The sequence below is a fragment of the Agarivorans sp. D1326 genome, assembly GCF_056958115.1.
On record NZ_JBTWEN010000001.1, the window covers coordinates 240046 to 264790 of the forward strand.

The 24745-nt window shown below is 44.3% G+C and carries 20 protein-coding genes; 5 read left to right on the top strand and 15 right to left on the bottom strand.

Annotation, left to right across the window (positions count from 1 at the left end):
- Positions 1–68 precede the first annotated feature (68 nt).
- The 6 genes from odhB to sdhC all read right to left on the bottom strand — a co-directional run bounded on the left by odhB (position 69) and on the right by sdhC (position 7418).
- Complete coding sequence (gene odhB, locus ACYFDN_RS01030; RefSeq protein WP_483509715.1) at positions 69–1256, bottom strand: 2-oxoglutarate dehydrogenase complex dihydrolipoyllysine-residue succinyltransferase; 1188 nt, start codon at positions 1254–1256, stop codon at positions 69–71.
- Between the two features lie 21 nt (positions 1257–1277).
- Positions 1278–4079: a 2-oxoglutarate dehydrogenase E1 component gene (sucA, locus tag ACYFDN_RS01035; protein ID WP_406611189.1), complete on the bottom strand. Its 2802-nt coding sequence runs from the start codon at positions 4077–4079 to the stop codon at positions 1278–1280.
- 124 nt (positions 4080–4203) lie between these two features.
- Entirely contained in the window at positions 4204–4917 is a 714-nt protein-coding gene (locus ACYFDN_RS01040) for a succinate dehydrogenase iron-sulfur subunit (RefSeq protein ID WP_040307614.1), read from the bottom strand.
- 10 nt (positions 4918–4927) lie between these two features.
- Positions 4928–6697: a succinate dehydrogenase flavoprotein subunit gene (sdhA, locus tag ACYFDN_RS01045; RefSeq protein WP_483509716.1), complete on the bottom strand. Its 1770-nt coding sequence runs from the start codon at positions 6695–6697 to the stop codon at positions 4928–4930.
- Positions 6698–6702: 5 nt separating this feature from the next.
- Complete coding sequence (sdhD, locus tag ACYFDN_RS01050; RefSeq protein WP_016402543.1) at positions 6703–7044, bottom strand: succinate dehydrogenase, hydrophobic membrane anchor protein; 342 nt, start codon at positions 7042–7044, stop codon at positions 6703–6705.
- Positions 7038–7418, bottom strand: coding sequence for a succinate dehydrogenase cytochrome b556 subunit (gene sdhC, locus ACYFDN_RS01055; RefSeq protein ID WP_483510044.1), 381 nt, complete (start codon positions 7416–7418; stop codon positions 7038–7040). Before sdhC ends, sdhD begins: the two co-directional genes overlap by 7 nt.
- Before the next feature lie 398 nt (positions 7419–7816).
- Here sdhC and gltA point away from each other — a divergent pair, with 398 nt between their 5' ends.
- A complete protein-coding gene (gltA, locus tag ACYFDN_RS01060) occupies positions 7817–9088 on the top strand; it encodes a citrate synthase (RefSeq protein ID WP_016402545.1) in 1272 nt (423 codons plus the stop codon).
- Positions 9089–9159: 71 nt separating this feature from the next.
- On the opposite strand, the gene ACYFDN_RS01065 is transcribed toward gltA, so the two are convergent.
- Genes ACYFDN_RS01065 through ACYFDN_RS01090 form a run of 6 tightly spaced genes read right to left on the bottom strand, consistent with a single transcriptional unit; the run spans position 9160 to position 15574 of the window.
- Positions 9160–9636 carry a DUF2947 domain-containing protein gene (locus ACYFDN_RS01065; protein ID WP_483509717.1) on the bottom strand — a complete coding sequence of 159 codons (477 nt, stop codon included), beginning with the start codon at positions 9634–9636 and terminating at the stop codon, positions 9160–9162.
- 26 nt (positions 9637–9662) lie between these two features.
- Positions 9663–10397, bottom strand: coding sequence for a 3-deoxy-manno-octulosonate cytidylyltransferase (gene kdsB, locus ACYFDN_RS01070; RefSeq protein ID WP_483509718.1), 735 nt, complete (start codon positions 10395–10397; stop codon positions 9663–9665).
- Positions 10394–10582: a Trm112 family protein gene (locus ACYFDN_RS01075; RefSeq protein ID WP_016402548.1), complete on the bottom strand. Its 189-nt coding sequence runs from the start codon at positions 10580–10582 to the stop codon at positions 10394–10396. The genes kdsB and ACYFDN_RS01075 overlap by 4 nt, the downstream gene beginning before the upstream one ends.
- A complete protein-coding gene (gene lpxK / locus ACYFDN_RS01080; protein ID WP_483509719.1) occupies positions 10572–11552 on the bottom strand; it encodes a tetraacyldisaccharide 4'-kinase in 981 nt (326 codons plus the stop codon). Before lpxK ends, ACYFDN_RS01075 begins: the two co-directional genes overlap by 11 nt.
- 3 nt (positions 11553–11555) lie before the next feature.
- Positions 11556–13304: a lipid A export permease/ATP-binding protein MsbA gene (gene msbA, locus ACYFDN_RS01085; protein ID WP_483509720.1), complete on the bottom strand. Its 1749-nt coding sequence runs from the start codon at positions 13302–13304 to the stop codon at positions 11556–11558.
- A 56-nt stretch (positions 13305–13360) separates the two neighbouring features.
- On the bottom strand, positions 13361–15574 hold the full coding sequence (locus ACYFDN_RS01090; RefSeq protein WP_483509721.1) for a DNA internalization-related competence protein ComEC/Rec2: 2214 nt from the start codon (positions 15572–15574) through the stop codon (positions 13361–13363).
- A 35-nt stretch (positions 15575–15609) separates the two neighbouring features.
- Here ACYFDN_RS01090 and ACYFDN_RS01095 point away from each other — a divergent pair, with 35 nt between their 5' ends.
- Positions 15610–16113, top strand: coding sequence for a DUF2062 domain-containing protein (locus tag ACYFDN_RS01095; RefSeq protein ID WP_016402552.1), 504 nt, complete (start codon positions 15610–15612; stop codon positions 16111–16113).
- Between the two features lie 52 nt (positions 16114–16165).
- On the opposite strand, the gene lolE is transcribed toward ACYFDN_RS01095, so the two are convergent.
- The 3 genes from lolE to ACYFDN_RS01110 are packed head-to-tail and all read right to left on the bottom strand — an operon-like array spanning position 16166 to position 19281.
- The gene (gene lolE, locus ACYFDN_RS01100) at positions 16166–17404 is read right to left on the bottom strand and encodes a lipoprotein-releasing ABC transporter permease subunit LolE (protein ID WP_483509722.1); all 1239 of its coding nucleotides are present in this window, start codon (positions 17402–17404) and stop codon (positions 16166–16168) included.
- 1 nt (position 17405) lies between these two features.
- Positions 17406–18104: a lipoprotein-releasing ABC transporter ATP-binding protein LolD gene (lolD, locus tag ACYFDN_RS01105; RefSeq protein WP_483509723.1), complete on the bottom strand. Its 699-nt coding sequence runs from the start codon at positions 18102–18104 to the stop codon at positions 17406–17408.
- Positions 18097–19281, bottom strand: a complete 1185-nt coding sequence (locus tag ACYFDN_RS01110) for a lipoprotein-releasing ABC transporter permease subunit (RefSeq protein WP_483509724.1) — start codon at positions 19279–19281, stop codon at positions 18097–18099. The genes lolD and ACYFDN_RS01110 overlap by 8 nt, the downstream gene beginning before the upstream one ends.
- Positions 19282–19493: 212 nt before the next feature.
- Between ACYFDN_RS01110 and ACYFDN_RS01115 the strand changes: the two genes are divergently transcribed.
- The 3 genes from ACYFDN_RS01115 to ACYFDN_RS01125 are packed head-to-tail and all read left to right on the top strand — an operon-like array spanning position 19494 to position 24738.
- Positions 19494–20072: a hypothetical protein gene (locus ACYFDN_RS01115; RefSeq protein ID WP_483509725.1), complete on the top strand. Its 579-nt coding sequence runs from the start codon at positions 19494–19496 to the stop codon at positions 20070–20072.
- A gap of 9 nt (positions 20073–20081) precedes the next feature.
- A complete protein-coding gene (gene mfd / locus ACYFDN_RS01120; protein ID WP_483509726.1) occupies positions 20082–23537 on the top strand; it encodes a transcription-repair coupling factor in 3456 nt (1151 codons plus the stop codon).
- Positions 23521–24738, top strand: a complete 1218-nt coding sequence (locus tag ACYFDN_RS01125) for a CsiV family protein (protein WP_483509727.1) — start codon at positions 23521–23523, stop codon at positions 24736–24738. The genes mfd and ACYFDN_RS01125 overlap by 17 nt, the downstream gene beginning before the upstream one ends.
- Positions 24739–24745 lie beyond the last annotated feature (7 nt).

The following is a 24745-nucleotide window of genomic DNA, read 5'->3' on the forward strand; positions in this document are numbered from 1 at the left end:
GATACATTAGAGGTGCTGAACACCTTTCCGAATAAGGGCCTGAAAACCAGGCCCAATACAAACTTTTATTACACGTCGAGCAATAAGCGTGTTGGGTCTTCGAGTAACTCTTTAATGGTTACTAAGAAACCAACCGACTCTTTTCCATCTACCAAGCGGTGGTCATAAGACAACGCTAAGTACATCATTGGTAAAATTTCTACCTGGCCGTTCACTGCCATTGGGCGGTCTTGAATTTTGTGCATGCCCAAAATAGCGCTTTGTGGTGGGTTAATAATTGGCGTAGACATTAACGAGCCAAATACACCACCGTTAGTAATTGTAAAGTTACCACCGGTTAATTCTTCAACGGTTAACTTACCATCACGACCTTTAATGGCCAGCTCACGGATGCCTTTTTCGATATCAGCAACGCTTAGCAAATCACAGTCACGCAGTACCGGCGTTACCAAGCCACGAGGCGTTGATACAGCGATGCTTACGTCGAAGTAATTGTGGTAAACAATTTCATCACCGTCGATAGACGCGTTAACTTCTGGGAAGCGTTTTAACGCTTCAACAACTGCTTTTACGTAAAAAGACATAAAGCCTAAACGAATATCATGACGCTTTTCAAATACGTCTTGATATTGCTTACGCAAAGTCATAATTGGCTTCATGTTAACTTCATTGAAGGTTGTTAACATTGCAGTGGTATTTTTGGCTTCCAACAAACGTTCAGCAACACGTTTGCGTAAACGCGTCATAGCTACACGTTTTTCGCTACGCGAAGATAGTGGCGCTTGTGGGGCAGCCACTTCAGCTTTGGCTTCTTTGGCAGCCGCCGCAGGTTTAGCAATATGTGCTTCTACATCTTCTTTAGTTATACGACCATTTGGGCCAGAGCCTTTAATTGCAGAGGCATCAATACCCTTCTCTGCCACTAAACGACGTACAGAAGGCGATAACTCTTCGCCGCTATCAGCTTTATCGTTGCCAGCATCTGCAGCTTTAGTGCTAACTTCTTCACCAGCAACTGCGCCTGCTTTCATCTTACCGATAACTTGCTGAGCGAGTACCGTTTCACCTTCTGCTTCAACAATCTCTTCAAGTACGCCAGCTTCCAATGCGGGCACTTCAAGTACAACTTTATCTGTCTCAATATCAACAATTACTTCATCACGCTCTACTGCGTCACCAGGCTGCTTGTGCCAAGTGGCAATTGTTGCATCAGCTACTGATTCAGGTAGGTCTGGCACTTTAATTTCAATGCTCATTAAGGCTTCCTTTATTCTTTTTTATTCAACTGTCAACGCATCAGTAACTAGAGCGCGTTGTTGTTTTAAGTGAAGGGACATATACCCAACCGCAGGTGACGCAGATGCTGGTCGACCAGCATAACGCAATTCTGCTCCGGCAGGGATTACAGATTTAAAGTGATGCTGGCTACTATACCAAGCACCTTGGTTAAGCGGTTCTTCCTGACACCAAACAAATCTTTCTACATGTTGATATTGTTCAAAAATTTGTTTCACGTCTTGGTCGGGGAACGGATACAACTGCTCAATACGTACCAAAGCAACATCAGTTTGTTCATTTTTACGGCGTTGCTCAAGCAAGTCGTAATAAACTTTACCTGAGCACATTACAACTTGGCGAACCTGAGCTGGGTCGATATCGTCTAATTCACCGATAGCATTTTGGAACTGACCTTCTGCTAACTCTTCTAAACTAGACACCGCCAGAGGATGACGAAGTAACGACTTAGGCGACATTACCACTAACGGGCGTCGCATAGGGCGAACCTGTTGGCGTCGCAACATATGGTAAACCTGGGCAGGTGTTGATGGCACACATACTTGCATGTTGTGTTCTGCACACAATTGCAAGTAACGCTCTAAACGCGCCGATGAGTGCTCAGGACCTTGACCTTCATAACCATGTGGAAGCAACATCACAAGGCCACACATACGGCCCCACTTTTGCTCACCCGACGATAAGAATTGGTCGATTACCACTTGGGCACCGTTAGCAAAATCACCAAACTGCGCTTCCCAAATAACCAAAGTAGAAGGCTCTGCAGTTGTGTAACCATATTCAAAGGCAAGCACAGCTTCTTCAGATAATACTGAGTCAAATAAAGCTAAATGCCCCTGCTCTTCAGCCAGGTTTTTCAATGGTACATAAGTTGATGCATCTGTTTGGTTATGCAACACCGCATGACGATGGAAGAAAGTTCCACGGCCAGAGTCTTGCCCGGTAATACGGATATTTTGCTTCTCGTCAAGCAAGCTTGCGTAAGCTAAATTTTCTGCAAAACCCCAATCAAGTGGTTTTTCACCTAAGGCCATTAAGCGGCGATCATCGTTAATTTTCTTAACTCGAGGGTGCAGCTTATGTTCTTCTGGTAGCTTGGTTAGCCTTTCACCAAGATCTTGAATAGCTTCAACGGGTAACGAAGAGTCGTAGTCCATATCCCATTCATGACCAAGGTATGGTCGCCAATCAACACTATGCTCAGTCATTGGGCGCCATTCTTCAACTACACAATCACCATTATCAAGTTGATCACGGTAGCCATTAACCAACGCAGTGGCCTCGGCGCTATCTAATTGACCGCGCTCAACTAATACATCTGCGTAAAATTTACGTGGCGTTGGGTGCTTCTTAATTTTTTGGTACATCAACGGCTGAGTTGCATTTGGCTCATCGGCTTCGTTGTGACCATGACGGCGGTAACATACCAAATCAATAACTACATCACGCTTAAAGGTATTGCGGTAGTCCAGCGCCATTCTGCTAACAAAAGCAACCGCTTCTGGATCGTCGCCATTTACGTGGAATATTGGCGCCTGCACCATTTTTGCAATATCGGTACAGTATTGGGTTGAGCGAGTGTCACGCGGATTAGAGGTAGTGAAGCCTACTTGGTTATTCACCACAATTCGCACTGTGCCGCCAACTTTAAAGCCACGCGCTTGTGACATATTAAAGGTTTCTTGTACAACACCTTGGCCAGCAATAGCTGAGTCACCGTGGATGGTAATTGGCAAACAGTTTTCACCTGCGCGTCGATCTTGTCGAGCACGAACTGAGCCCATCACTACCGGATTTACAATTTCTAAATGCGATGGGTTAAAGGCTAACGACATATGTACATTGCCACCAGGAGTAGCAAAGTCTGAACTAAAGCCTTGGTGGTATTTAACGTCACCAGTGCCCCAAGTGTCGTCGTGTTTGCCGGCAAACTCATCAAACAATTCTGATGGGTTTTTACCCAGTACATTTACCAGTACGTTTAAGCGACCGCGGTGAGCCATGCCCACAACAACCTCTTTAGTGCCTTGAATACCTGCCGAACGAACAATTTCTTTAAGCATTACCAGCAAGCTATCGCCACCTTCCAACGAGAAGCGTTTTGCCCCTGGGAATTTAGCGCCTAGGTATTTTTCTAAACCCTCTGCTGCTGTTAAGCTTTTAAGAAAGCGAATTCGGTCTTCTTGTGTAAAGTCGCCCTGCCCTTCAACTGATTCTAAGCGGCTTTGAATCCAACGTTTTTCGTCAGTATCGGTAATATGCATGTATTCAGCACCGATAGAACCACAGTAGGTTTTTAATAAAGACTTATGTAAATCTTTAAGTGCCATGGTTTCTTTACCAATGGCATAAGAACCTACGTTAAACGTTTCTTCAAAGTCTGCACTATCTAAGGCATGAAACTCTGGAGATAGGTCGGCTACGCGTTCTTGTTGCCATAAACCTAAAGGATCCAGTTGCGCATGCTGATGGCCGCGAAAGCGGTAAGCATTAATTAACTGCAATACTTTAACTTGTTTGGCACCGTGTTGGGGGTCTTCAACCGGAGAACTAAAACGAGAGGTATCTTTCGCTAAACGGCGAAAGTAATCACGAATAGGAGCGTGAGGGGTATCTTCAGATGTACCTTCCACAGCTGGAAGCTCAGCGAACACTTCCTGCCATTGTTCAGATACAGAAGAAGGATCTTCTAAATATGCCTCATAGAGGTCTTCCACATAGGTCGAATTAGCACCAGCTAAATGCGAGGACTCTAGCCAGGCCTTCATTACGCCATTTTGCATTTAAACGCTATCCCTTTATTTTCTACGTCACTGTATGACTTTATAGGGTTTTATAAAAAAATAGCCATCCTACCGAAGTAAAATGGCTATTTAGAACCAGCTAATTATAAAAATTAACTTTTTGCTAAACAGCCCGTTTTATCAGCATCGACTTAATATGGCCGATAGCTTTTGTCGGGTTCAATCCTTTAGGACAAACACTTACACAGTTCATAATGCCATGACAGCGGAATACGCTAAAGGCATCGTCTAATTCTGCAAGACGTTCATCAGTAGCCGTATCTCGGCTATCTGCTAACCAACGATATGCTGCCAATAGGCCAGCAGGGCCAACAAATTTCTCAGGGTTCCACCAGAAAGAAGGGCAAGACGTTGAACAACATGCACATAGGATACACTCGTACATTCCGTCTAACTTTTCGCGTTCTTCTGGGCTCTGCAAGTTTTCACGAGCAGGTGGAATTTGTTCATCATTGATTAAGAATGGCTTAATACGCGCATAGTTATCGTAAAACTGCCCCATATCAACCACGAGGTCGCGTACTACAGGCAAGCCTGGTAGCGGGCGAATAACAATATCGCCTTTACCTAACAAGTCTGACAATGGAGTCACACAGGCTAGGCCGTTTTTACCATTCATATTAATGCCGTCGGAACCACAAACGCCTTCACGACATGAGCGTCGAAAAGCAATGCTAGGGTCTTGTTCTTTAAGCAAAATCAATGCATCTAGTACCATCATATCAGAGCCCTCTGGGACCTCAAGCTGATATGACTTCATATTTGGTTTTGTGTCCGTATCCGGGTTGTAGCGGTACAGAGAAAAATTAACGTTCATTACCGCCTCCTTAATATGTGCGAACTTTAGGTTCGAAAGCTTCACGTAGGTTTGGTGACATGTTCACCTCACGACGCCCCATGGTCTCGCTAGCTGGATCAAACAGTGAATGGCACAGCCATTGTGCGTCATCACGATCTGGGTAATCGAAGCGACTATGCGCGCCACGACTTTCAGTGCGGAAGTTTGCAGCATGGGCTGTAGCAACTGCAGTTGCCATTAAGTTGTCTAATTCTAAGCACTCTACACGCTGAGTATTAAAGTCTTTCGACTTGTCATCCAAACGAGCGTTAGCTAAACGCTTGCGAATAACTTGTAACTCTTCCAGGCCTTTAGCCATTGATTCGCCTTCACGGAACACCGAGAAATTAAGCTGCATACACTGTTGGAGGTCTTTACGAATTTGAACTGGATCTTCACCGTCTGAAGTTGAGTTTTCCCAACGATTATAACGAGCCATGGCAGCATCTAATTCTGCTTCTGTAGCATCAGCCATATTGATATCATCGTTTAGGTATTCACCTAAGAATTTACCTGCTGCTCGACCAAACACAACCAAATCAAGTAATGAGTTACCACCTAAGCGGTTGGCGCCGTGTACCGATACACAAGCAATTTCACCCACAGCAAACAAGCCGTTAATGATTTCGTCTTCGCCTTTCTCATTTTGGGTAATAGCTTGGCCGTTTACATTACAAGGCACACCACCCATTTGGTAGTGACAAGTTGGAATAACGGGAATCGGTTCTTTAACAGGATCAACATGCGCAAACGTACGAGACAGTTCACAAATACCTGGTAAACGACTCTCTAGAACTTCTTCGCCTAGATGGTCCATTTTAAGTTTGATGTGCGGGCCCCAAGATCCATCACATCCACGGCCTTCGCGGATTTCAGTCATCATTGAACGCGCAACAACATCACGGCCAGCCAAGTCTTTAGCATTTGGAGCATAGCGCTCCATAAAGCGTTCGCCGTCTTTATTTAATAAGTAACCACCTTCGCCACGACAGCCTTCGGTCACTAGTACGCCGGCACCAGCAATACCGGTTGGGTGGAACTGCCACATTTCCATATCTTGGATTGGTACGCCAGCGCGCAATGCCATGCCCACACCATCACCAGTATTAATATGAGCATTGGTGGTTGAGGCAAAAATACGCCCTGCTCCGCCGGTAGCTAATACGGTTGCTTTAGCTTTAAAGTAAACCACTTCGCCACTGTCGATATCCATTGCAGTACAACCTACAACATCACCATCAGCATTTTTTACTAAATCTAAGGCATACCACTCAGAGAATATGGTGGTCTTCTTTTTAACGTTTTGCTGATACAGCGTATGTAACAAAGCATGGCCAGTACGGTCTGCAGCTGCTGCAGTACGAGCAGCCTGCTCACCACCAAACTCTTTAGATTGACCACCAAATGGGCGTTGGTAGATTGAGCCATTATCAAAACGAGAAAATGGTAAACCCATCTTTTCAAGTTCAATAATAACTTCAGGACCTACATTACACATGTATTCAATGGCATCTTGGTCACCAATGTAGTCCGACCCTTTAACGGTATCGTACATGTGCCACTGCCAGTTATCCTTGTGTGAATTACCTAACGCAACCGTAATACCACCCTGAGCAGATACAGTGTGAGAACGGGTTGGAAATACTTTTGAAATTAGAGCGCAAGATTTGCCCTCTTCAGAAATCTGTAAAGCAGCACGCATTCCCGCGCCGCCAGCACCGATTACAACGGCGTCAAACTCTCGAATAGAAATTGCCACTCGACTTACCCCCAAATAACAAACAGGCCGGTCGCTACGTAAATTAGCGCCAGAACTGTTAAAGAAAACTGTAAACCAACACGCAATGCTGTGCATTTCACGTAGTCAGTTAACACTTGCCATAAACCAATCCAGGCATGGATCAGCATCGATAAAAGTGCAAGTAAGGTGAATACTTTGGTTGGAAGCCAAGCAAAAAATCCACTCCAAGACTGATATGTCACATCGTTAAATGCGAAGAAGCCAAGTAAGTAGATTGTATATAGGGTTAAAATAATGGCGGTTGCGCGGATGAGCAAAAAGTCATGTACACCGCTACGGCCAAAAGTTGCAGCATTAGTTACCATACGATTACTCCCATTAGTACTGCCAGTACAGCAGTGATAATGAATGAGATTTTAGCGCTAGATGACGCACTATCTAGCTCTTCCCAATAGCCCATGTCCATGATCAAGTGACGTATTCCGCCAACAATGTGATACATCAACGCGGTAAGGCTTGCCCATATGATTAACTTCACCAAGAAGTTACCCATAATAGATTGCACATTCGAAAAACCTTCTGCTGATTGAAGGGATTCAGCAAGTAGGCCTAACAAAACAGCCAAAGCGAAAAAGGTAATCACACCGGAAACACGATGCAAGATGGACGCAATTGCGGTAATGGGAAATCTGATGGTTTGTAGGTCGAGGTTTACTGGTCTTTGTTTTGTTTTCACGATTCTCTGCCCACTCAGGTCCTTGAGTATTATTATGGTTATAAAGTGAGGCTCTGGACAGAGCAGCGAGTTGCGATAATGTTAATTTTGTGAACTTAAGGCCTAAATTAAGACTAAAGTATAAAAACTCACATTTATATTGCGCAAAAAATGCTCGGACTAGCGCCATACTTCGAGGAAAGTATAACGCCCACATTATACAAATACAATTAACATTTCCTTCATTTAGCTAATTTAGCGCAACGAAACAGCCAACTTAATTCGAAAATTTAACATAAACGCTATAAGTCACCATATTTCACAACCAGAGCCAATTGACATTTGACCTTGTTCTAGGTGAGAATGTGCTGCGCTTTGTATCCAAAAAACAATACAATTAGAACAAGCAAGGGAGACGTGCTATGGCTGACAATAAAGCCACCCTAACGCTGCCAGGCCAAGAGGCATACGAGATGCCGATTATGTCTGGTACAGCAGGACATGACGTAATTGATGTTCGTACACTAGGAAAAAAAGGATATTTCACTTTTGATCCAGGTTTCTTAGCGACAGCTTCATGTGAATCAAAAATCACTTACATCGATGGTGAGCAAGGTATTTTGTTACACCGAGGTTACTCAATCGAGGACCTAGCAAAACACGCTGATTACCTTGAAGTTTGTTACATTCTTTTGTTCGGCGAACGACCAAACGTTGAACAATACGAAAACTTCAAAACCACTGTTACACGCCATACAATGGTGCACGAACAGCTAATCCACTTTTTCCAAGGTTTCCGTCGTGATTCGCACCCTATGGCGATCATGGTAGGTGTAGTGGGTGCATTATCTGCCTTCTACCACGACTCGATGGATATCTCTAATGAGCGCCATCGCGAAATTGCAGCTTATCGGTTAATTTCTAAGATGCCTACTTTAGCCGCAATGAGCTACAAGTATTCTGCTGGCCAACCGTTTGTATACCCTCGCAACGATTTAAGCTACGCAGCAAACTTCTTAAATATGATGTTCTCAGTGCCAACCGAAGAATATAAGGTTAGCCCTGTAGTTGAACGCGCAATGGACCGTATCTTTACTTTGCATGCTGATCACGAACAAAACGCTTCTACGTCAACAGTGCGTTTGGCAGGCTCTTCTGGTGCTAACCCGTTTGCATGTATTGCCGCTGGTATTGCTTGTTTGTGGGGGCCTGCTCATGGTGGTGCCAACGAAGCATGTCTAACAATGTTAGAAGAAATTGGCTCAGTAGACCGTATTCCAGAGTTTATTGAACGTGCTAAAGACAAAAATGACCCATTCCGCTTAATGGGCTTTGGTCACCGCGTATACAAAAACTACGATCCACGCGCTACTGTAATGCGTGAGAGCTGTCATGAAGTGCTCAACGAATTAAACATCGATGATCCACTACTAGACGTAGCGATGGAATTAGAACGCATCGCGCTTTCTGACCCTTATTTCAAAGAGAAAAAACTATTCCCGAATGTAGATTTCTACTCAGGTATTGTTCTTAAGGCAATTGGTATTCCAGTAAGCATGTTTACTGTAATCTTTGCGCTATCTCGCACAGTTGGCTGGATAGCTCACTGGAAAGAAATGATGGAAGAAGAGACCCAACGCATCGGTCGTCCACGTCAGTTATACACCGGCGAACCGCACCGTCCGTTCAAGTAATACTTCTTACTTAGCGCCATAAAAAAACCGAAGCACTTGCTTCGGTTTTTTATTAACTCTTCAGCTATGCGCTAAGCAGGCTTATTGCCAAATTGATAACTACCATTGGCAAGAAATTGAGCGACTTCGGTGCGCTTTTTAGCGACTAACAACGCTCCGTCATCCATGAACAAAAAGTTTTTCCAGCAACGCTTAAATACAGACCAAGTGGTTTCAATAACGTTTCGTTGATCATTGCAATAATAAACCACTGTATTATCTTGCCAGTTTAAGTGGGTCAATAGCTCCTCAGGTAAAGCAAGTTGCTCGCTATCCCATACAGCTTCCCAGTTACCCTGCCCAGTCCAAGTTTCTAGATTGAAGGCCCAATCACCCTTACGAAAAAAATCTGGGTGATCAACTTGTTTACTCACAAGGTCTTTCCATAACAAACTCGCTCGAGGCTCTGTCATAGGTTTAATTGCAGCGCTGTCTTCACTGCTAATGGGTAGATCAGCCCGTCTAAAGATCCAAGCTTTTTTGTGCTCACTTAAGGGAATGTAATTCATATTTTCTCTATAACGATTTGGCGTACTCACGCAAATAAAGCGCGAACTTTTTCTAAGTCTTCTGGAGTATCTACACCATGAGCGGGTGTTTCTATTGCTCTTGCCATCTTGATTTTATAACCATGCCAGAGAACGCGTAACTGCTCTAGTTTTTCCATCTTCTCAATGGGAGACGGACTAAGTTGCAAATACTCACCGACAAAATGCGCGCGATAGGCGTATATACCTATATGCCTTGAATACAGCTCACATTGCCAATCTCCATCTCGCTCGTGCGGCACTGCTGAGCGGCTGAAATACAAGGCGTGGTCGTCTTTATCACACACAACCTTAACAACGTTAGGATCATGAATGTCTGTATCCTCATGTATAGGCACAGACAAACTTGCCATTTTCACTTCGGGCGCATCTTCGAGTAAACCAGCTACCTGAGAAATTACCGCAGATGGGATCAACGGCTCATCACCTTGAACATTAACCACAATGGTATCGTTCGAGAATGCCAACTTTTTACACACTTCCGCCAAACGCTCAGTACCTGATTCGTGAGAAGCAGCGGTGAGCACAACTTCAGCACCAAAACCATCTGCAACATCGACAATACGCTGATCATCAGTTGCAATAACCACACGTTCGGCGCCTGATTTACAGGCCTGCCGATAGACTCTTTCAATCATCGTTTTACCTGCAATATCTTGCAGTGGCTTAGCCGGTAAACGGGTAGACTGATAACGAGCTGGAATAACCACTACAAATTTCATTGCGGTAACTCGTTGGCTGACATTTCTCTGGCTTCATTGACTAAAAGAACCGGAATGGCATCTTTAATGGGATAGGCTAAACGGTCAAACTTACACACTAATTCGTTATTAGGTTTGTCGTAGTGCAGCTTGCCTTTACATAAGGGGCAAGCAACAATTTCTAATAAATTATGTTCAACTGACATGAATTTTTTCCTGTAACAATGAGAAAAATTGCTGATAAAACGCATCAGGCAGCACACTATCCACGGGTAAATAATACCACTCATCACCGGCTGTATGACGATATTTAATCGCATCCTTTTCTGTCATGATTATACGTTTCTCAAACAGCTCTTTATGCTGTTCTTCACTAAGGTGCTTGTGATCATCTAAGCTGACTTGCTTCTTACAAGCAAAGCCTAAAACTGCAAGTGAATAAAAAAAGCGCGGTGGATTGCCAATTCCAGCAATAGCCGCATCAAACTCAGTAACATCCTTCACTTGTTGCTGATCGCTTACGCGGCGCAAACCGCTGGCCCGTAACTGCAATAAATGACTATTGGCATTAAACAGCGGCTCCCCATTGCTCACAATCAAATCGACCGCTGAAAGCCTAGAGGCTGTTTCTCGTAAAGGACCCGCGGGTAAACACAAACCGTTACCTAAACCTCGCTGAGCATCAATGACCGCAATTTCTATATCGCGTTGCAAGGCATAGTGCTGCATTCCGTCGTCGCAAATAATCAGATCACTCCCCTGCTCAACAGCAGTTTTGCACGCTGCACTGCGATTTGGGTCTACGATCACTAGGCACTGAGTTCGCTGATAAATAAGCAGAGGTTCATCACCACACTCTGCAGACTGGCTAGTCGAGCTAACAACAAAAGGATAATAAGGCGCTTTACCGCCATAACCACGGCTAACAACTGCGGGCTTAAAACCGCGCTGCTTTGCCGCTTCAACCAGCGCTAATACAACTGGAGTCTTGCCATTTCCACCCACACTAATGTTACCCACAATGGCAACTGGGATCGGTGGGCGATAACTACTAAACCAAGACAGCTTAAAAGCTAAACGGCGAGCACTAGCAACTAAGTAAAATAAGCCGCTAAGCGGCAGCAACAAACCAATTTTTATCCAATGTTGCTGCTTAGCTTGATACCAAAACTTCACTGCTTACTTTTCACCAAATTGAATTTGATGTAGCTGGTAGTAGTCACCCTGATTAGACATTAACTCAGCATGACTGCCCTGCTCAACCACAACACCTTCATCAAGAACAACAATCATGTCTGCGTTTTCAATGGTTGATAAGCGGTGAGCAATCACAATGGCAGTTCTATCAGAACAAACTCTGTCAATTGCTTGCTGAATTTTACGCTCTGACTCAGTATCAAGCGCCGAGGTAGCCTCATCTAAAATCAGAACTGGTGCATCTTTTAGTAAGGCACGAGCAATAGCAATGCGCTGACGTTGGCCGCCAGAAAGCATCACACCTTTCTCACCAATAACAGTATCAAAGCCATCTTCAAATTTTTCTACGAAGCTGGTTACGTTAGCCATTTCAGCCACTCGCTCAATCTCTTCTCGACTGGCGTTTTCATTGGCATAACCAATATTTTCGGCAATGGTACCGCTAAACAGGTGAACGGTTTGCGATACTTGAGCAAACTGCTCACGTAAGTTCTTGAGTTGGTAATCTTGAACAGGAATATCATCTAGTAATACTTGCCCAGATTGCACTTCGTAAAACTTGGGCAACAAGCCTGCGATAGTTGACTTACCACTGCCAGAACGCCCTACTAAAGCAACGGTTTGCCCAGCTTCTATGTTTAAGTTAATGCCTTTAAGTACAATCTCATTTTTGGTGGGATACTTGAATTCAACATTATCTAAGTTGATTTTACCTTTAGCACGTTTGGTAACGTGGCTACCAGTATCAGTTTCAGTGTCCATATCCATTACGGTAAATAAGCTAGTACAAGCAGCCATCGCTCTTTGCACATCATTATTTAACTGGGTAATTACTCTTAATGGTTTTAGCAACATCATCATAGAGGTAACAATGATAGTGAAGGTACCTGGGCTAAGTTCTGCCACCAGCTCAGGTGATGATGCGGCAAACAACACAATAGACAGGCCAATAGAAGCGATAAACTGTACCGCAGGGTTGGCAATAGCACTTACAGTAGCCATTTTCATTTGCTGGCGACGAATCATGTTGCTTGCACTATTAAATCTTGCTTCTTCTTTAGGCTGACCACCGAATGAAAGAATTTCTTTATGGCCATTAAGCATTTGTTCACTGGTAGTGGTAACGTTACCTACAGCGTGTTGCAAGTTAGTACTAATCTTACGAAATCGGCGACTAACCAAGTTGATTGCGTAACCCACTGGCGGACCAATTACGAAAAAGATTAGAGACAATTGCCAGCTGTTGTAAAACATAAGAATCAACAAACCAATAATAGTGGCACTTTCTCTCACCAAGTTAACTAAGCTGGCTGTTGCTGCCGTGCTTACTTGGTTAGAGTCATAGGTGATTTTTGAAATGAGTGTGCCCGTGGGGTTTTTATCAAAAAAAGATACAGGCATTAACATCAAATGATTAAATATCTGGCGTTGAATTTTCATCACTAGATGGCCACCAACCCAAGACATACCGTAGCTACTGGCAAAACCACAAATACCACGCAACAATACAATGCCTAATACAAAGATTGGCATGTAAGTTAACACTGCCGGGTTTTTACCGGACAAACCTTCATCGATCAGCGGCTTGATAGAGTAAACAAAAAGCGTATCTACGGCACCGTAACCTATCATGCCAATAATGGCGACAATCAAACCAATCTTACGGTCTTTCACGTAGCTTAATAAACGGAGAAAATTAGCTTTTGTATTCGTAGCTGTATCTGGAATCATAAGAACAGAGTTATTCCATCGGAAAAATTGCCTTAGTTTAGCGGTTTATAGCCAAATCACCAACTGATGATTTGCTGGTACCACGGACTCGTTTTTAAATGTCTATACGGATAAACTTGGTATGAACGGTCATCAATTTCAAGTTTTATTGCTCCATCTCGCCCCGTTATATACTGCTCCCTCTCAGCGTAACGCTCTAGCACCGATTGATGCGGGAAACCAAATCGATTAAACGCCCCGCTACTATGAATTACCACTTCTGGATTTAGTGAATGAATAAAGCTAGCCGAAGATGAACTATGACTACCATGATGAGGACTTAACATGATATTCACCTGCTTTAAGCCAGCATTTAGTAATTGTTGTTCAGCCAATTGCTCAATATCACCAGTCAACAACACGCTTGTGTGGCCGTCACTGAGCTTTAATACACAAGACCCATTGTTTCCATAACCAAGGTCGGCTAAGTAGAAATCTAACTGCAGCTTTCCCCAGCTCCTCTTACCTTGGCAAAATGTTTCTGGCAAGCGCTGGTCTCGGCCATAATATTGCTTGGCTTGTGGGTAAGTCAGCTCTAAGACTTCTCTCCCACCTGCGTGGTCATTATCTCCATGACTAATTATTATGCTATCAACATGCTGAACTCTTAGCTCCGCAATAAGAGGAACGATCACACTCTCTGCGTAACTAAAACCGCTGCGAAACCTCGCCCCTGTATCATAGATTATCGCCTCACCTCGATGGGTGACCACCACGGCAAGCCCCTGCCCTACATCTAGTACATATACTTGCCAGCTATCTTTAGACTGGCTTAAGCGATGGCTACTAGGTAACAATAAAAGTAACAACAAAACCCAATACAAACGGTTACGGTAAAACCTCAGTAATAGTGCACATAGTGGGAGGACTAGTAGTAATCCAATAACAATCGACGACGAGCTTAAACTCACCGACAAATTGCTATTCAGCCACTCAAGCGAGCTATAAAGGTATGAAAATAGCCAATCAACAAACTGCACCAAATAAGGTGCTAAATGACTGTCCGCTGCAAATAACAAAATAAGTAATAACAAGGCTGGCACGATCACCATACTAAACAACGGCACGGCAACAAGGTTAAGCAACAACGCTGAACTAGGCACTAATCCAAACAACAACACCTGCAGTGGCATCATTAATAAACCAATAGCCAACTGAATAAATACAAGCATTGCCAGCTTATTTCTTGGGCCTAACCACAAGCAGAGTAATACAATAGCGACAGCAAAATAGGACAGCCAAAAACCACTGTTATAAACACTAAACGGCCATATAAGCAGGATGAGTAATGCACTAAACATTAAGCCAAAAACAACTGTTCTGCGGCTACCTAATAATATAAATAGCATCGAACTGCTATACATTAGCAATGCTCGCATCATTGATAACTGCCAATTGGCCAGCCAACAAAATGCGATACAACATGCCAAGCTAATCAAAATTGGCATCGCTTGTTGATTAACCCTAAACGCTATACTCACAAGCCTTGCTAACAACCACGACCAAAAAGCCACAATGCCTAAATGCAATCCGGACAATACAAACAAATGACCTAAGCCAGATTGCTGATATAGCTGCTTATGCTGCTGCGAGAGAAGCCGTTTATCGCCCGTCATTAGCGCCAACATCTCACCAGAATACTGATAGTTTTGCAGTAATTTGGCTAACTTTGTTAACCAAACTTCTCGATATGAAGGTTCGCTTTCTAGTAGCTCATAACTAATCAGTTTGCCGCGCCCAATAATTGATTTAGCAACTAACCACCTTGCATAATTAAATCCTGCCGGATTAATACTGGCAAAGGCAGGTTTTAGCTTAACCTCGCCAACAATTTCCTGACCGGCCTGAAGTGGCACAAAATCCTTTGTTGAACGAGAATGATAAAGGGTAAGTTTTGGCTGCCACCACGCTATACTGGTATGGCTATCTAATTGATGTAGTTCTACAGTAATTTTTTGCCAGTATTGATTATTATCAACTGCCAAGATCTCGCCATTTATGCTAAAGTTGGCCGTTTTTTGTTGGATGCTAACAATCCATGACTGATAATACAGCGTATGGCTCGTCATCCAACACACGCCAAATATGAAGCCAGCAGCCCAGAGCTTTCTTTTCCAAAGCGAAGCCACAAGTGCAACGAAGCTAACATATAGGAGTGGTAAGCTAAGTAGGTTCGGCCAGAATAGCGATGAAGTCATTGCTAGCAAACTTGCTAGTAAAAAGGCATTCATATGTCATAAGAAGTTTATTATCAATAACAAACTATATGCCAAAAAAAACGATACAACGATTTATTCCTAAAACTGAAGATCTAAAAGCAAGCAAACATCTAAAATTTTTTGGTGATTGGCTACACAACCCTAATTTGTGGCACCTTAACCGGCGCTCAGCTGCGGGCGCATTTGCCATAGGTTTGTTTGTGGCTTTTATTCCGCTGCCGTCGCAAATGATTATTGCAGCAGCTTTAGCCATTATGTTTAAAGTAAACCTGCCTTTATCGGTTGCCTTAGTTTGGATATCCAACCCGTTTACTATCCCGGCTATCTTTTATTTTTGTTATTTAGTAGGAACGGGGATCTTAGGTCAACCGGTAGCCGACTACCATTTAGAGCTAACTTGGCATGGCCTAGAACATCTCATCGCCACCATTGGCCCAGCCTTTTTACTAGGCAGCCTTGTTAATGGTATTGTTTTTTCTGTGTGTGGTTATTTTGCGATTAACGCATTGTGGCGTTATTCAGTTAGGCGTCGCTACCGCAAACGCAGATAGATGTCCAAAACAAAAAAAGGAGCCTTACAGCTCCTTTTTTGTTGATGTGGCATTAACCTAATTCTTGAGCAGGCTTAACTCGAGTCGCCTGCCAAGCTGGCCATATAGTGGCTAACATACTTAATACTAGCGCCGCCACAACGACTGCTATAACGTCTGTCCAAATAAGCTCAACGGGAAGAAAATCGATAAAATAAATATCGGCAGAGAGCAAACTATGCCCTATTAGGGCTTCAATCAACGCAACTAATTTAGGCAAACCAAAACTACCTAACACGCCTAACAATGCCCCCCACGCACAACCTAAAACCCCGTTATATGAGCCGTATACGATAAAGCTCTTCAATAAGGTTTGGTCGCTCGCGCCCATGGTTTTTAAAATAGCAATGTCACCACGTTTTTCGCTTACCGCCAAAATCAAGGTTGATACAATATTGAAACTAGCCACAGCCACTATCAATAACATTATCGCGTACATAATGGTGCGAACTAACTGAATGTCTTGGTAGAGATAGCCATGTTGGCGGATCCAACTCTTAATATAAACCAGTTGGGGAAAGTTCTTAGCCACAGAACGCACCACTTGGTCTGCTTGTAAGGGATCTGCAACCTTCAAGCTAATTCCAGAAACGCCGTCTTGCCAGTTCATCAATTGTTGGGCAAATGCCAAATTAATAAAGGCCAGCTGATTATCCAGTTGTCCCCCAGCCTTCATCAAGCCGACAACCTTAACCCGAACCCGCTGTGGTGAACTCAAACGATTTTGTTGATTAGCTTTAGGCAACAACAAAGTAACCTGCTCGCCTTCGGTTACATCAAGCAGTTTAGCGATACCCGCACCCAAAACAATTTGCGGCTGGTTACTTGCCAAGGCTTGCCAAGCGCTGTCCCCAACATATTGATGAAGGTTAGTAACATTCTTCTCTAAGTTTGGATCGATGCCCTTTAGCGACAAGGCTTTCATCTGTTTGCCTTTTTGCACCAGTGCACTAAAGCTAACATAAGGAGCAGCGCCCAGTACCTTAGTATGGTCCATAGCAGTAGTTAACAGCTGCTGATGATCGCTCAAAGGAGGGTTTACCGCCTCTAGCTCGCCATGGCTTACAATCGCTAAAAAGCGCTCGCGCAACTCTCGCTCAAAACCATTCATGACCGAAAGGCCAATGATTAAAACCGCTACACCCAACACAATGCCTAAAGTAGATGAGGCCGAGATAAACGAGATAAATCCATTACTATTTTTGGCTCGGTGATAACGCAAGCCAATAAAAAATGACAAAGGCAAACGCATGCTATTCGCCCTTGCTCACAAAGTTTCCGTCTTGCATATATGCTTGGCGGGTAAATTTAGCTGCTAAAGCTAAATCATGGGTAACCACAACAAACGCTGTATTTAAATCTCGGTTCAGTTCCAAAATAAGTTGATAAATAGATTCTGTGCTTTGGCTATCTAAATTTCCGGTGGGCTCATCGGCTAGCACCAAGCTTGGCTCATTAACCAAGGCGCGAGCGATAGCCGTGCGCTGGCGTTCGCCTCCCGATAACTCAGATGGTCGGTGCTTTAAGCGATGGCCTAAACCAACTCTCTCCAATAAAGCTTGCGCTTTTTGCATAGCGGCCTTTTTTGCCATTCCCGCAATTAACAGGGGCATTGCAACATTCTCTATGGCCGAGAACTCACCTAATAAGTGATGAAATTGGTAGATAAAACCAAGTTTTTGGTTACGTAACCCAGCTAATTGCTTGCTACTTAAACCGTCGATAGCTTGTCCATCGATAGTGACCGTGCCCTTGTTGGCTTCATCTAATCCACCAAGGATATGCAACAAGGTACTTTTACCAGAGCCCGAGCTACCTACAATAGCCACTGCTTCACCAGCATTCACATCAAAATCAACGCCATGAAGCACTTCTGTAGATTGATTGCCGTCTTGGTAAGTTTTATATATTTCTTTCGCCACTAAAACGGGCTGAGCATTAATCTCATTCATAACGAAGTGCCTCTGCAGGATGGATTTTGCTGGCGCGCCAAGCAGGATAAATCGTCGCGACAATGCTTAATAACATGGCAGCAACGGTGATGAAGATAATTTGCTCACTGCGTTGCAATACAGGTAAACCTGCACCACCAAAGTTGGCCGCAAAGTTAAGGCCAATAGCAGACATAACACTATTAATGTTGGAACTTAGCCACCAACCACTCAAGGCTCCAACGGCTGCGCCAATGCAACCGCTCCAGGCACCTTGCATAACAAACACCATTACTACCTTATCGCGCGATAAACCTAGGGTTTGCAAAATGGCCACATCGCTGCGCTTTTCCCCAACCATCATCACCAAACTCGACAGTATGTTAAACGCGGCTACCGCGATAATTAGGCAAAACAGCATGCCCATCATGTTTTTTTCCATTTTAACTGCGGCAAATAATTCGCCATAAAAGCGCCGCCAATCTTGAAACTCTACATTGTGCTGATTAAGGCTAGCGGCAATGTTTTCTATTTGGAACGGATCATCAAGAAACACTCGCTGTTGGCTCACAGCGGAAAGTGGAGAACGCAGTAGGCGCGCGCTATCTTCTATATTGAGTAAAATAAACTGTTTGTCGACTTCAGCGGCAAACTCAAATATTCCTGAAACAACAAAATTGCGCTGTGAAGGCATTTCACCTAATGGGGTATATACCAGTCTGTCGGTAGCCAGCAGCCTTATGGTGTCACCTAAGCGCACACCCAGAGCATTAGCCGTACCAATGCCTATCACTACGTTGTAACTGCCTGCTTGCAGGCTATCTAGATCACCAATCAGCATCTTTTCACGCAGCAGCGCTGCATCGTTTTGTTGCTCGATATCGATGCCCTGCATCATCGCGGCATGTAAGTTACTGCTACTTTGCAGTACAACTTCACTCAGTACTAATGGTGCAGTAGCTAGTGAGGGTAAGTTATCCGGCAAGGCTTGCTGATTAGCAATAGTAAGATGAGGAACCAAATTGAGGATGCGTTGCTTTAACTGGTTTTCGAAACCGTTCATTACCGAAATAACCGTAATAAGCGCAGCTACCCCTAATGTAATGCCTAAAGTAGAAAACCAACTCACAAACGACGCAAAACGTTGCTGTTTGGCTCCTCGCGAGAACCGCCATGCTATAAAGCCAATTAATTTCATTGAAGCAACGAACATCCCTAGGCACAAAAAAACGCGCTAATCATACCGCGCGGCACTAAGGCCAACAAGTCACAACTCTTGCTTAATCACATAAAAAACAAAGATATTCAGATTATTTGCAATCCGCTACGCAACTTGTTGTAATTTCGCCTTCAACTACGCTTTAAGCATGGTCTATTTGACAACTCGCCGCACGGCGCTTCTGGGAATGTATGCAGGAACAACAATATTTTAGCGTTACTCATCAACTTAATGTAAACCTTGAGTTAATTGAGCCAAATGACTTACCTCAGACAAAAGCAGCATTTGAAGCCAGCATTCCTGAGCCCTTTACCTTGGCTAACCCAGGGCAGCATCATTCTCTGCTCGGTTTGCGCGCAATTAAACAACTGGGCGAAGCGGGCGAACAGCTTTTATCTTATTTGCACGCTCAAGAACAAAAGCTAAACCGAGTGTTAAGTTACGTGCTAGTACAACAAGACAGCCCTGAACACCGTACGCTCAGTCATCAATTTGGCGGCTCAGAAATCCATTGTTTCTGGCCACAAGTCTTGCAGCAAGGGCAAGCAGTAAAGCTGAAGATTTTTCTGCCAGAAGAGTCCACTGCCGTTTATTGCTATGGTGAAGTACAGCAAAGCAAAGCCATTGCTCATCGCAGTGAGCACTTGGTAGAAATAAACTACACCTTGATCCGAGATGAAGATGTTGAAGCACTAGTTAGAGCCAGCTTACACATTCAAAGCCAGCAGCTAAAAGCCCGAGCAGATGCTCGCCAACAAGCCGAAAAATAAGAGTTATCAGTGTTACTAAATTTACCCTGCCCAGTTGATGCTGGCGACCAAAAGCAAGTAAGCAACTTACCCGGTAGCGCGCTTGCTTTTGTTATTCAAGAATACATCGCGCAACTTGATGCGCCCATCGTGATTTTAACTGAAGATACCCGTAGCGCCCTGCAAATAGAGCGAGAGGTAAACGGCTTAAAACCTCAGCGTGCCTTGCATTTGCTACCCGACTGGGAAACCTTGCCTTACGACACTTTTTCTCCGCACCAAGATATTGTATCGCAACGTATTTTAAGCCTTAATCAACTAAGTCACGATAAAAATAGTGTGCTTATTGCGCCCATAGCTACCTGGCTACAACGTTGTGCACCGGCAGAATTTTTAGCCAAGCACAGCTTGCAGCTTAAAGTAGGTCAAAGCTTAAACCTCAATGCTTTTAAAGAGCGTTTAGTTAGCGCCGGTTATCAGCATGTTGACCAAGTAATGGAGCACGGAGAGTTTGCTCTTCGCGGAAGCTTGCTAGATCTCTTTCCCATGGGCAGCAACCTGCCTTTTCGCTTGGACTTTTTTGATGATGAGCTAGACAGCATTCGCGAGTTTGATCCCGATACCCAGCGTAGTGCTGAGCAGCGCAAAAGCATTACCTTATTACCAGCGCACGAGTTCCCGACCGATGCAGGCGGTATAGAAACCTTCCGCCAACAGTGGCGCGACCGTTTTGAACCAAGCCGAGATGCGGGCTCCATCTATCAACAAGTCACCAAAGGAATAATGCCAGCGGGCATTGAGTATTATCTACCTTTATTTCATGCTCATACCGAAAGCTTAACCGACCAATTAGCCACCAACACGGTGATTCTTAAAGTCGGTGATTTGGATCATGCCGGTAAGCAATTTTGGAGTGAGTTGACGGACCGTTATGAAAATCGACGCTACGACAAAGCGCGGCCGATCTTACCGCCAGACGAGTTATATCAAAGCACCGAGCAATGCTTTAAAGAACTAAAACAGTTTGCAGGCGTAAAACTGCATAAAGGCCCGGCCCGTAATAGCCAAGGTAAGCTGAATCTAGATGCCCACGCGCTGCCAGACTTAAGTGTAAATCACCGTTTGAACTTGCCTTTGCAAGCGCTAAGTCATTACCTAGAACATCACCCAAAACCTAAAACCTGTTTTATCGCCGAGACAGAAGGCCGTCGAGAAGCCCTAAAAAACTTGCTTAGCCCGCTTAAACTGCGCATCAAAGATGTTGCCAGTATCAGTGAGTTTTTGGCAAGTAAAGACAGCTTGGCCATGGTGGTGGCACCTTTAGATAAGGGCTTTGAGCTAAAAGATCCCAATGTTCAGCTAATTAGTGAAGTTGATTTACTCGGCGATAAAGTACGAGCTAAGCAACGTAAAGCATCAAGTAAAACACTTAATCCTGATGTACTTATTCGCAATTTAGCTGAGCTAAGTATTGGCCAGCCAGTGGTACACATAGAACACGGGGTTGGCCGCTATCATGGTTTAAGCAGCTTTGAAAACGGTGGTATTAAAACCGAGTTTTTAACCCTAGAGTATGCCAACGAAGCCAAGCTTTACGTGCCGGTAAATGCCCTGCATTTAATTAGTCGCTACTCTGGTGCTAACGACGAAACAGCGCCTCTGCACAAACTAGGTAATGATCAGTGGCAAAAAGCCAAAGCCAAAGCTGCTGAGAAAATTCGCGACGTAGCCGCCGAGTTACTAGAAGTTTACGCAAAACGCGCCGCCAAACCCGGCTTTGGTTATGAGCTAGATGACGCCGCCTACCAACAGTTTGCAGCCGATTTCCCGTTTGAAGAAACCGATGACCAACAACAGGCTATTGGCGCAACCTTGCAAGATATGCAAACACCTAACGCCATGGACCGCTTAGTGTGTGGTGATGTAGGTTTTGGCAAAACAGAAGTTGCCATGCGCGCAGCATTTGTTGCCGTAAATGCTGGCAAACAAGTCGCCGTACTAGTGCCAACCACCCTATTGGCCCAGCAACACTTCGACAACTTTAGCGATCGTTTTGCCAATTGGCCGATAGAAGTCGCTTCGTTATCTCGCTTTAAAACCACTAAAGAACAAAATGTAGTCTTAAAGGATCTCGCTGCTGGCAAAGTGGATGTAATTATTGGTACCCATAAACTGCTTAGCAAAGATGTAAAATTTGCCGATTTAGGTTTGTTGGTCATCGACGAAGAACACCGCTTTGGGGTGCGCCAAAAAGAACAGATTAAAGCGATGCGTGCCAATGTCGATATTCTTACTCTTACCGCTACGCCAATTCCTCGAACCTTAAATATGGCCATGAGTGGCATGCGTGATTTATCGATTATTGCTACCCCACCGGCGAAGCGCTTGGCAGTAAAAACCTTTGTTCGCCAGCACGACGCCGCGCTAATTAAAGAAGCAATTAGTCGTGAAGTGATGCGTGGTGGTCAAGTTTACTTCTTGCATAACAAAGTCGAAACCATCGAACGTGTAGCTCAAGAGCTTAAAGAATGGTTGCCACAAGCGCGAATTACCGTGGCTCATGGTCAAATGCGTGAACGCGAACTTGAACGAATCATGGGTGACTTCCACCACCAACGCTTTAATGTACTGGTGTGTACCACTATCATTGAAACTGGCATCGACATCCCTAGTGCCAACACCATCATTATTAACCGCGCCGATAATTTTGGTTTAGCCCAATTGCACCAATTACGAGGTCGTGTTGGCCGCTCGCACCACCAAGCCTATGCGTATTTGCTAACGCCACCACCTAAGTTGATCACCAAAGATGCAAAAAAACGTTTAGATGCCATATCGCAGCTAGAAGATTTAGGTGCCGGCTTTACCCTTGCTACTCACGATTTAGAAATTCGAGGTGCAGGTGAATTATTAGGTGATGACCAAAGCGGACAAATTGAAGCAGTAGGCTTCACGCTTTACATGGAAATGTTAGATAGAGCTGTCACGGCACTAAAAAATGGTCAAGACCTAAATTGGGACTTAAGCCAGAACGACCAATGTGAAGTAGAACTGCGCTTACCCGCTCTGCTGCCCGATGATTACATTTTTGACGTAACCACACGCTTAACCATGTACAAACGCATCGCCAACTGTGCCAATCAAGCAGAAATGCGAGAGCTACAAGTGGAGTTAATTGACCGCTTTGGCTTATTACCTGAGCAGGCAAAAAACCTATTTGAAGTTCAAAATCTCAAAATTGAAGCCGAACAGCTAGGCATTAAACGTATTGAAGCTGGGCCTAAAGGTGGCCAAGTTGAGTTTGCCGAAACCACAAAAGTTAATGCCGCTTTTCTAGTAAGCCTGTTACAATCACAGCCAGCTATTTATCGCCTAGAAGGTGCCAACAAACTTAAGTTTGCGGTACCTAGCGATAGCCCAGAACAGCGATTAAGCTTAATCGAATCATTATTGGAGCAATTTACTGCCAATGCGACTAACTCTTAAACATGCCCTGCAGCTAGGTAGCTTAGCTGCAGTAAGCTTTACCAGCCTATCTAGTTTTGCTCAAGAGCCTCGCTGGTTTGACATTGAAGTTATTTTTTTCAAACGTAACGTAAGTGTTGAAAGTAGCCAAGAGTATTGGCCGCAACCACAAAGCCTTAATGCCAACACGAGTGAACCTTTACTGGCACCACTATTTGGTTGCAGCGAAGAACAAGAGCCTTGCATTGCGCCACGTTTTGATAAGCTACCAGTAAGCATTGATGGTAGAGGCTGGCCGATAAGCGGCGCTACTAAACGCCAAATGCTAAGTAAAGAGCAGCTTGAGCTAAACGATGAGTTTGCTAAACTCACCCAGCACGCAGCGTTCACGCCCTTATTACACCTAGGCTGGCGAGAAATTGTTGCTCCTCGCAATCGCGCTAAGCATTACCAAGTACAAGCCGGTGAAGACTTCTCTACCCGTTTCAATGATGAAGGACGTTTACTTGGCTCTTTAACTTTCTCTGATGAGCAATATGCGCAAGAAAGCCAAAGTTTCGACTTAGCCGCTGAAAATATTTCGTTGTTTGATGAACCCGACTCAGCAGTTGGCGCTTTTGATATTGAACCAGAGCCGGCGCCAGCTATTTGGGAACTGGAAGGGGGAATTCGTGTATACCTGCAGCACTACCTGTATATCGAAAGCGAGTTACTGCTAAAACGCCCTGTTGAAGTAGAGCTGTTGCTAAACGAACCAGAACCTCAGCTTGAGCAACCCGCTGAATTACCACAGCAAGAAACTGTTATCGCTGAAGAAAGTACTGTAGAAGTTCCTGCCAATGTTGCTGTTGCTGAAGTTGTTGTACCTAGTGAAGAGCAACAAGTGGTTGTGCTGAGCGCAGACGCAGAGACAACAGAGCAAGGTAGCTTAATTAGTGAATACCACACAGAAGAGCAGCTACACAGCTTTAAGTTCGATCAAAAACGTCGTGTACGTTCAGGCGAAATTCACTACTTTGACCACCCGTTAATGGGTATGCTGATTCAAATTCGTCGTAGCCCGGAAGAGCAAACTAACGCTTCTGTCGATGCCGAGCAAACACCTATAACCGATGCTCAAGCGGAATCAGATCCTATCGTCGAGGCAGAGCAAGCTAATGTAACTGAAGCTTCAGAGCTTAATAGCGACCAGCAAAACAGCTCTGTTACACCAGCTTCTTAAGTACATT

Bases quoted from the DNA above. Each gene is read 5' to 3' on its own strand.
- odhB (WP_483509715.1), bottom strand. From the start codon at position 1,256: ATGAGCATTGAAATTAAAGTGCCAGACCTACCTGAATCAGTAGCTGAT.
- sucA (WP_406611189.1), bottom strand. From the start codon at position 4,079: ATGCAAAATGGCGTAATGAAGGCCTGGCTAGAGTCCTCGCATTTAGCT.
- ACYFDN_RS01040 (WP_040307614.1), bottom strand. From the start codon at position 4,917: ATGAACGTTAATTTTTCTCTGTACCGCTACAACCCGGATACGGACACA.
- sdhD (WP_016402543.1), bottom strand. From the start codon at position 7,044: ATGGTAACTAATGCTGCAACTTTTGGCCGTAGCGGTGTACATGACTTT.
- gltA (WP_016402545.1), top strand. From the start codon at position 7,817: ATGGCTGACAATAAAGCCACCCTAACGCTGCCAGGCCAAGAGGCATAC.
- ACYFDN_RS01065 (WP_483509717.1), bottom strand. From the start codon at position 9,636: ATGAATTACATTCCCTTAAGTGAGCACAAAAAAGCTTGGATCTTTAGA.
- kdsB (WP_483509718.1), bottom strand. From the start codon at position 10,397: ATGAAATTTGTAGTGGTTATTCCAGCTCGTTATCAGTCTACCCGTTTA.
- ACYFDN_RS01075 (WP_016402548.1), bottom strand. From the start codon at position 10,582: ATGTCAGTTGAACATAATTTATTAGAAATTGTTGCTTGCCCCTTATGT.
- msbA (WP_483509720.1), bottom strand. From the start codon at position 13,304: ATGATTCCAGATACAGCTACGAATACAAAAGCTAATTTTCTCCGTTTA.
- ACYFDN_RS01090 (WP_483509721.1), bottom strand. From the start codon at position 15,574: ATGAATGCCTTTTTACTAGCAAGTTTGCTAGCAATGACTTCATCGCTA.
- ACYFDN_RS01095 (WP_016402552.1), top strand. From the start codon at position 15,610: ATGCCAAAAAAAACGATACAACGATTTATTCCTAAAACTGAAGATCTA.
- lolE (WP_483509722.1), bottom strand. From the start codon at position 17,404: ATGCGTTTGCCTTTGTCATTTTTTATTGGCTTGCGTTATCACCGAGCC.
- lolD (WP_483509723.1), bottom strand. From the start codon at position 18,104: ATGAATGAGATTAATGCTCAGCCCGTTTTAGTGGCGAAAGAAATATAT.
- ACYFDN_RS01110 (WP_483509724.1), bottom strand. From the start codon at position 19,281: ATGAAATTAATTGGCTTTATAGCATGGCGGTTCTCGCGAGGAGCCAAA.
- ACYFDN_RS01115 (WP_483509725.1), top strand. From the start codon at position 19,494: ATGCAGGAACAACAATATTTTAGCGTTACTCATCAACTTAATGTAAAC.
- ACYFDN_RS01125 (WP_483509727.1), top strand. From the start codon at position 23,521: ATGCGACTAACTCTTAAACATGCCCTGCAGCTAGGTAGCTTAGCTGCA.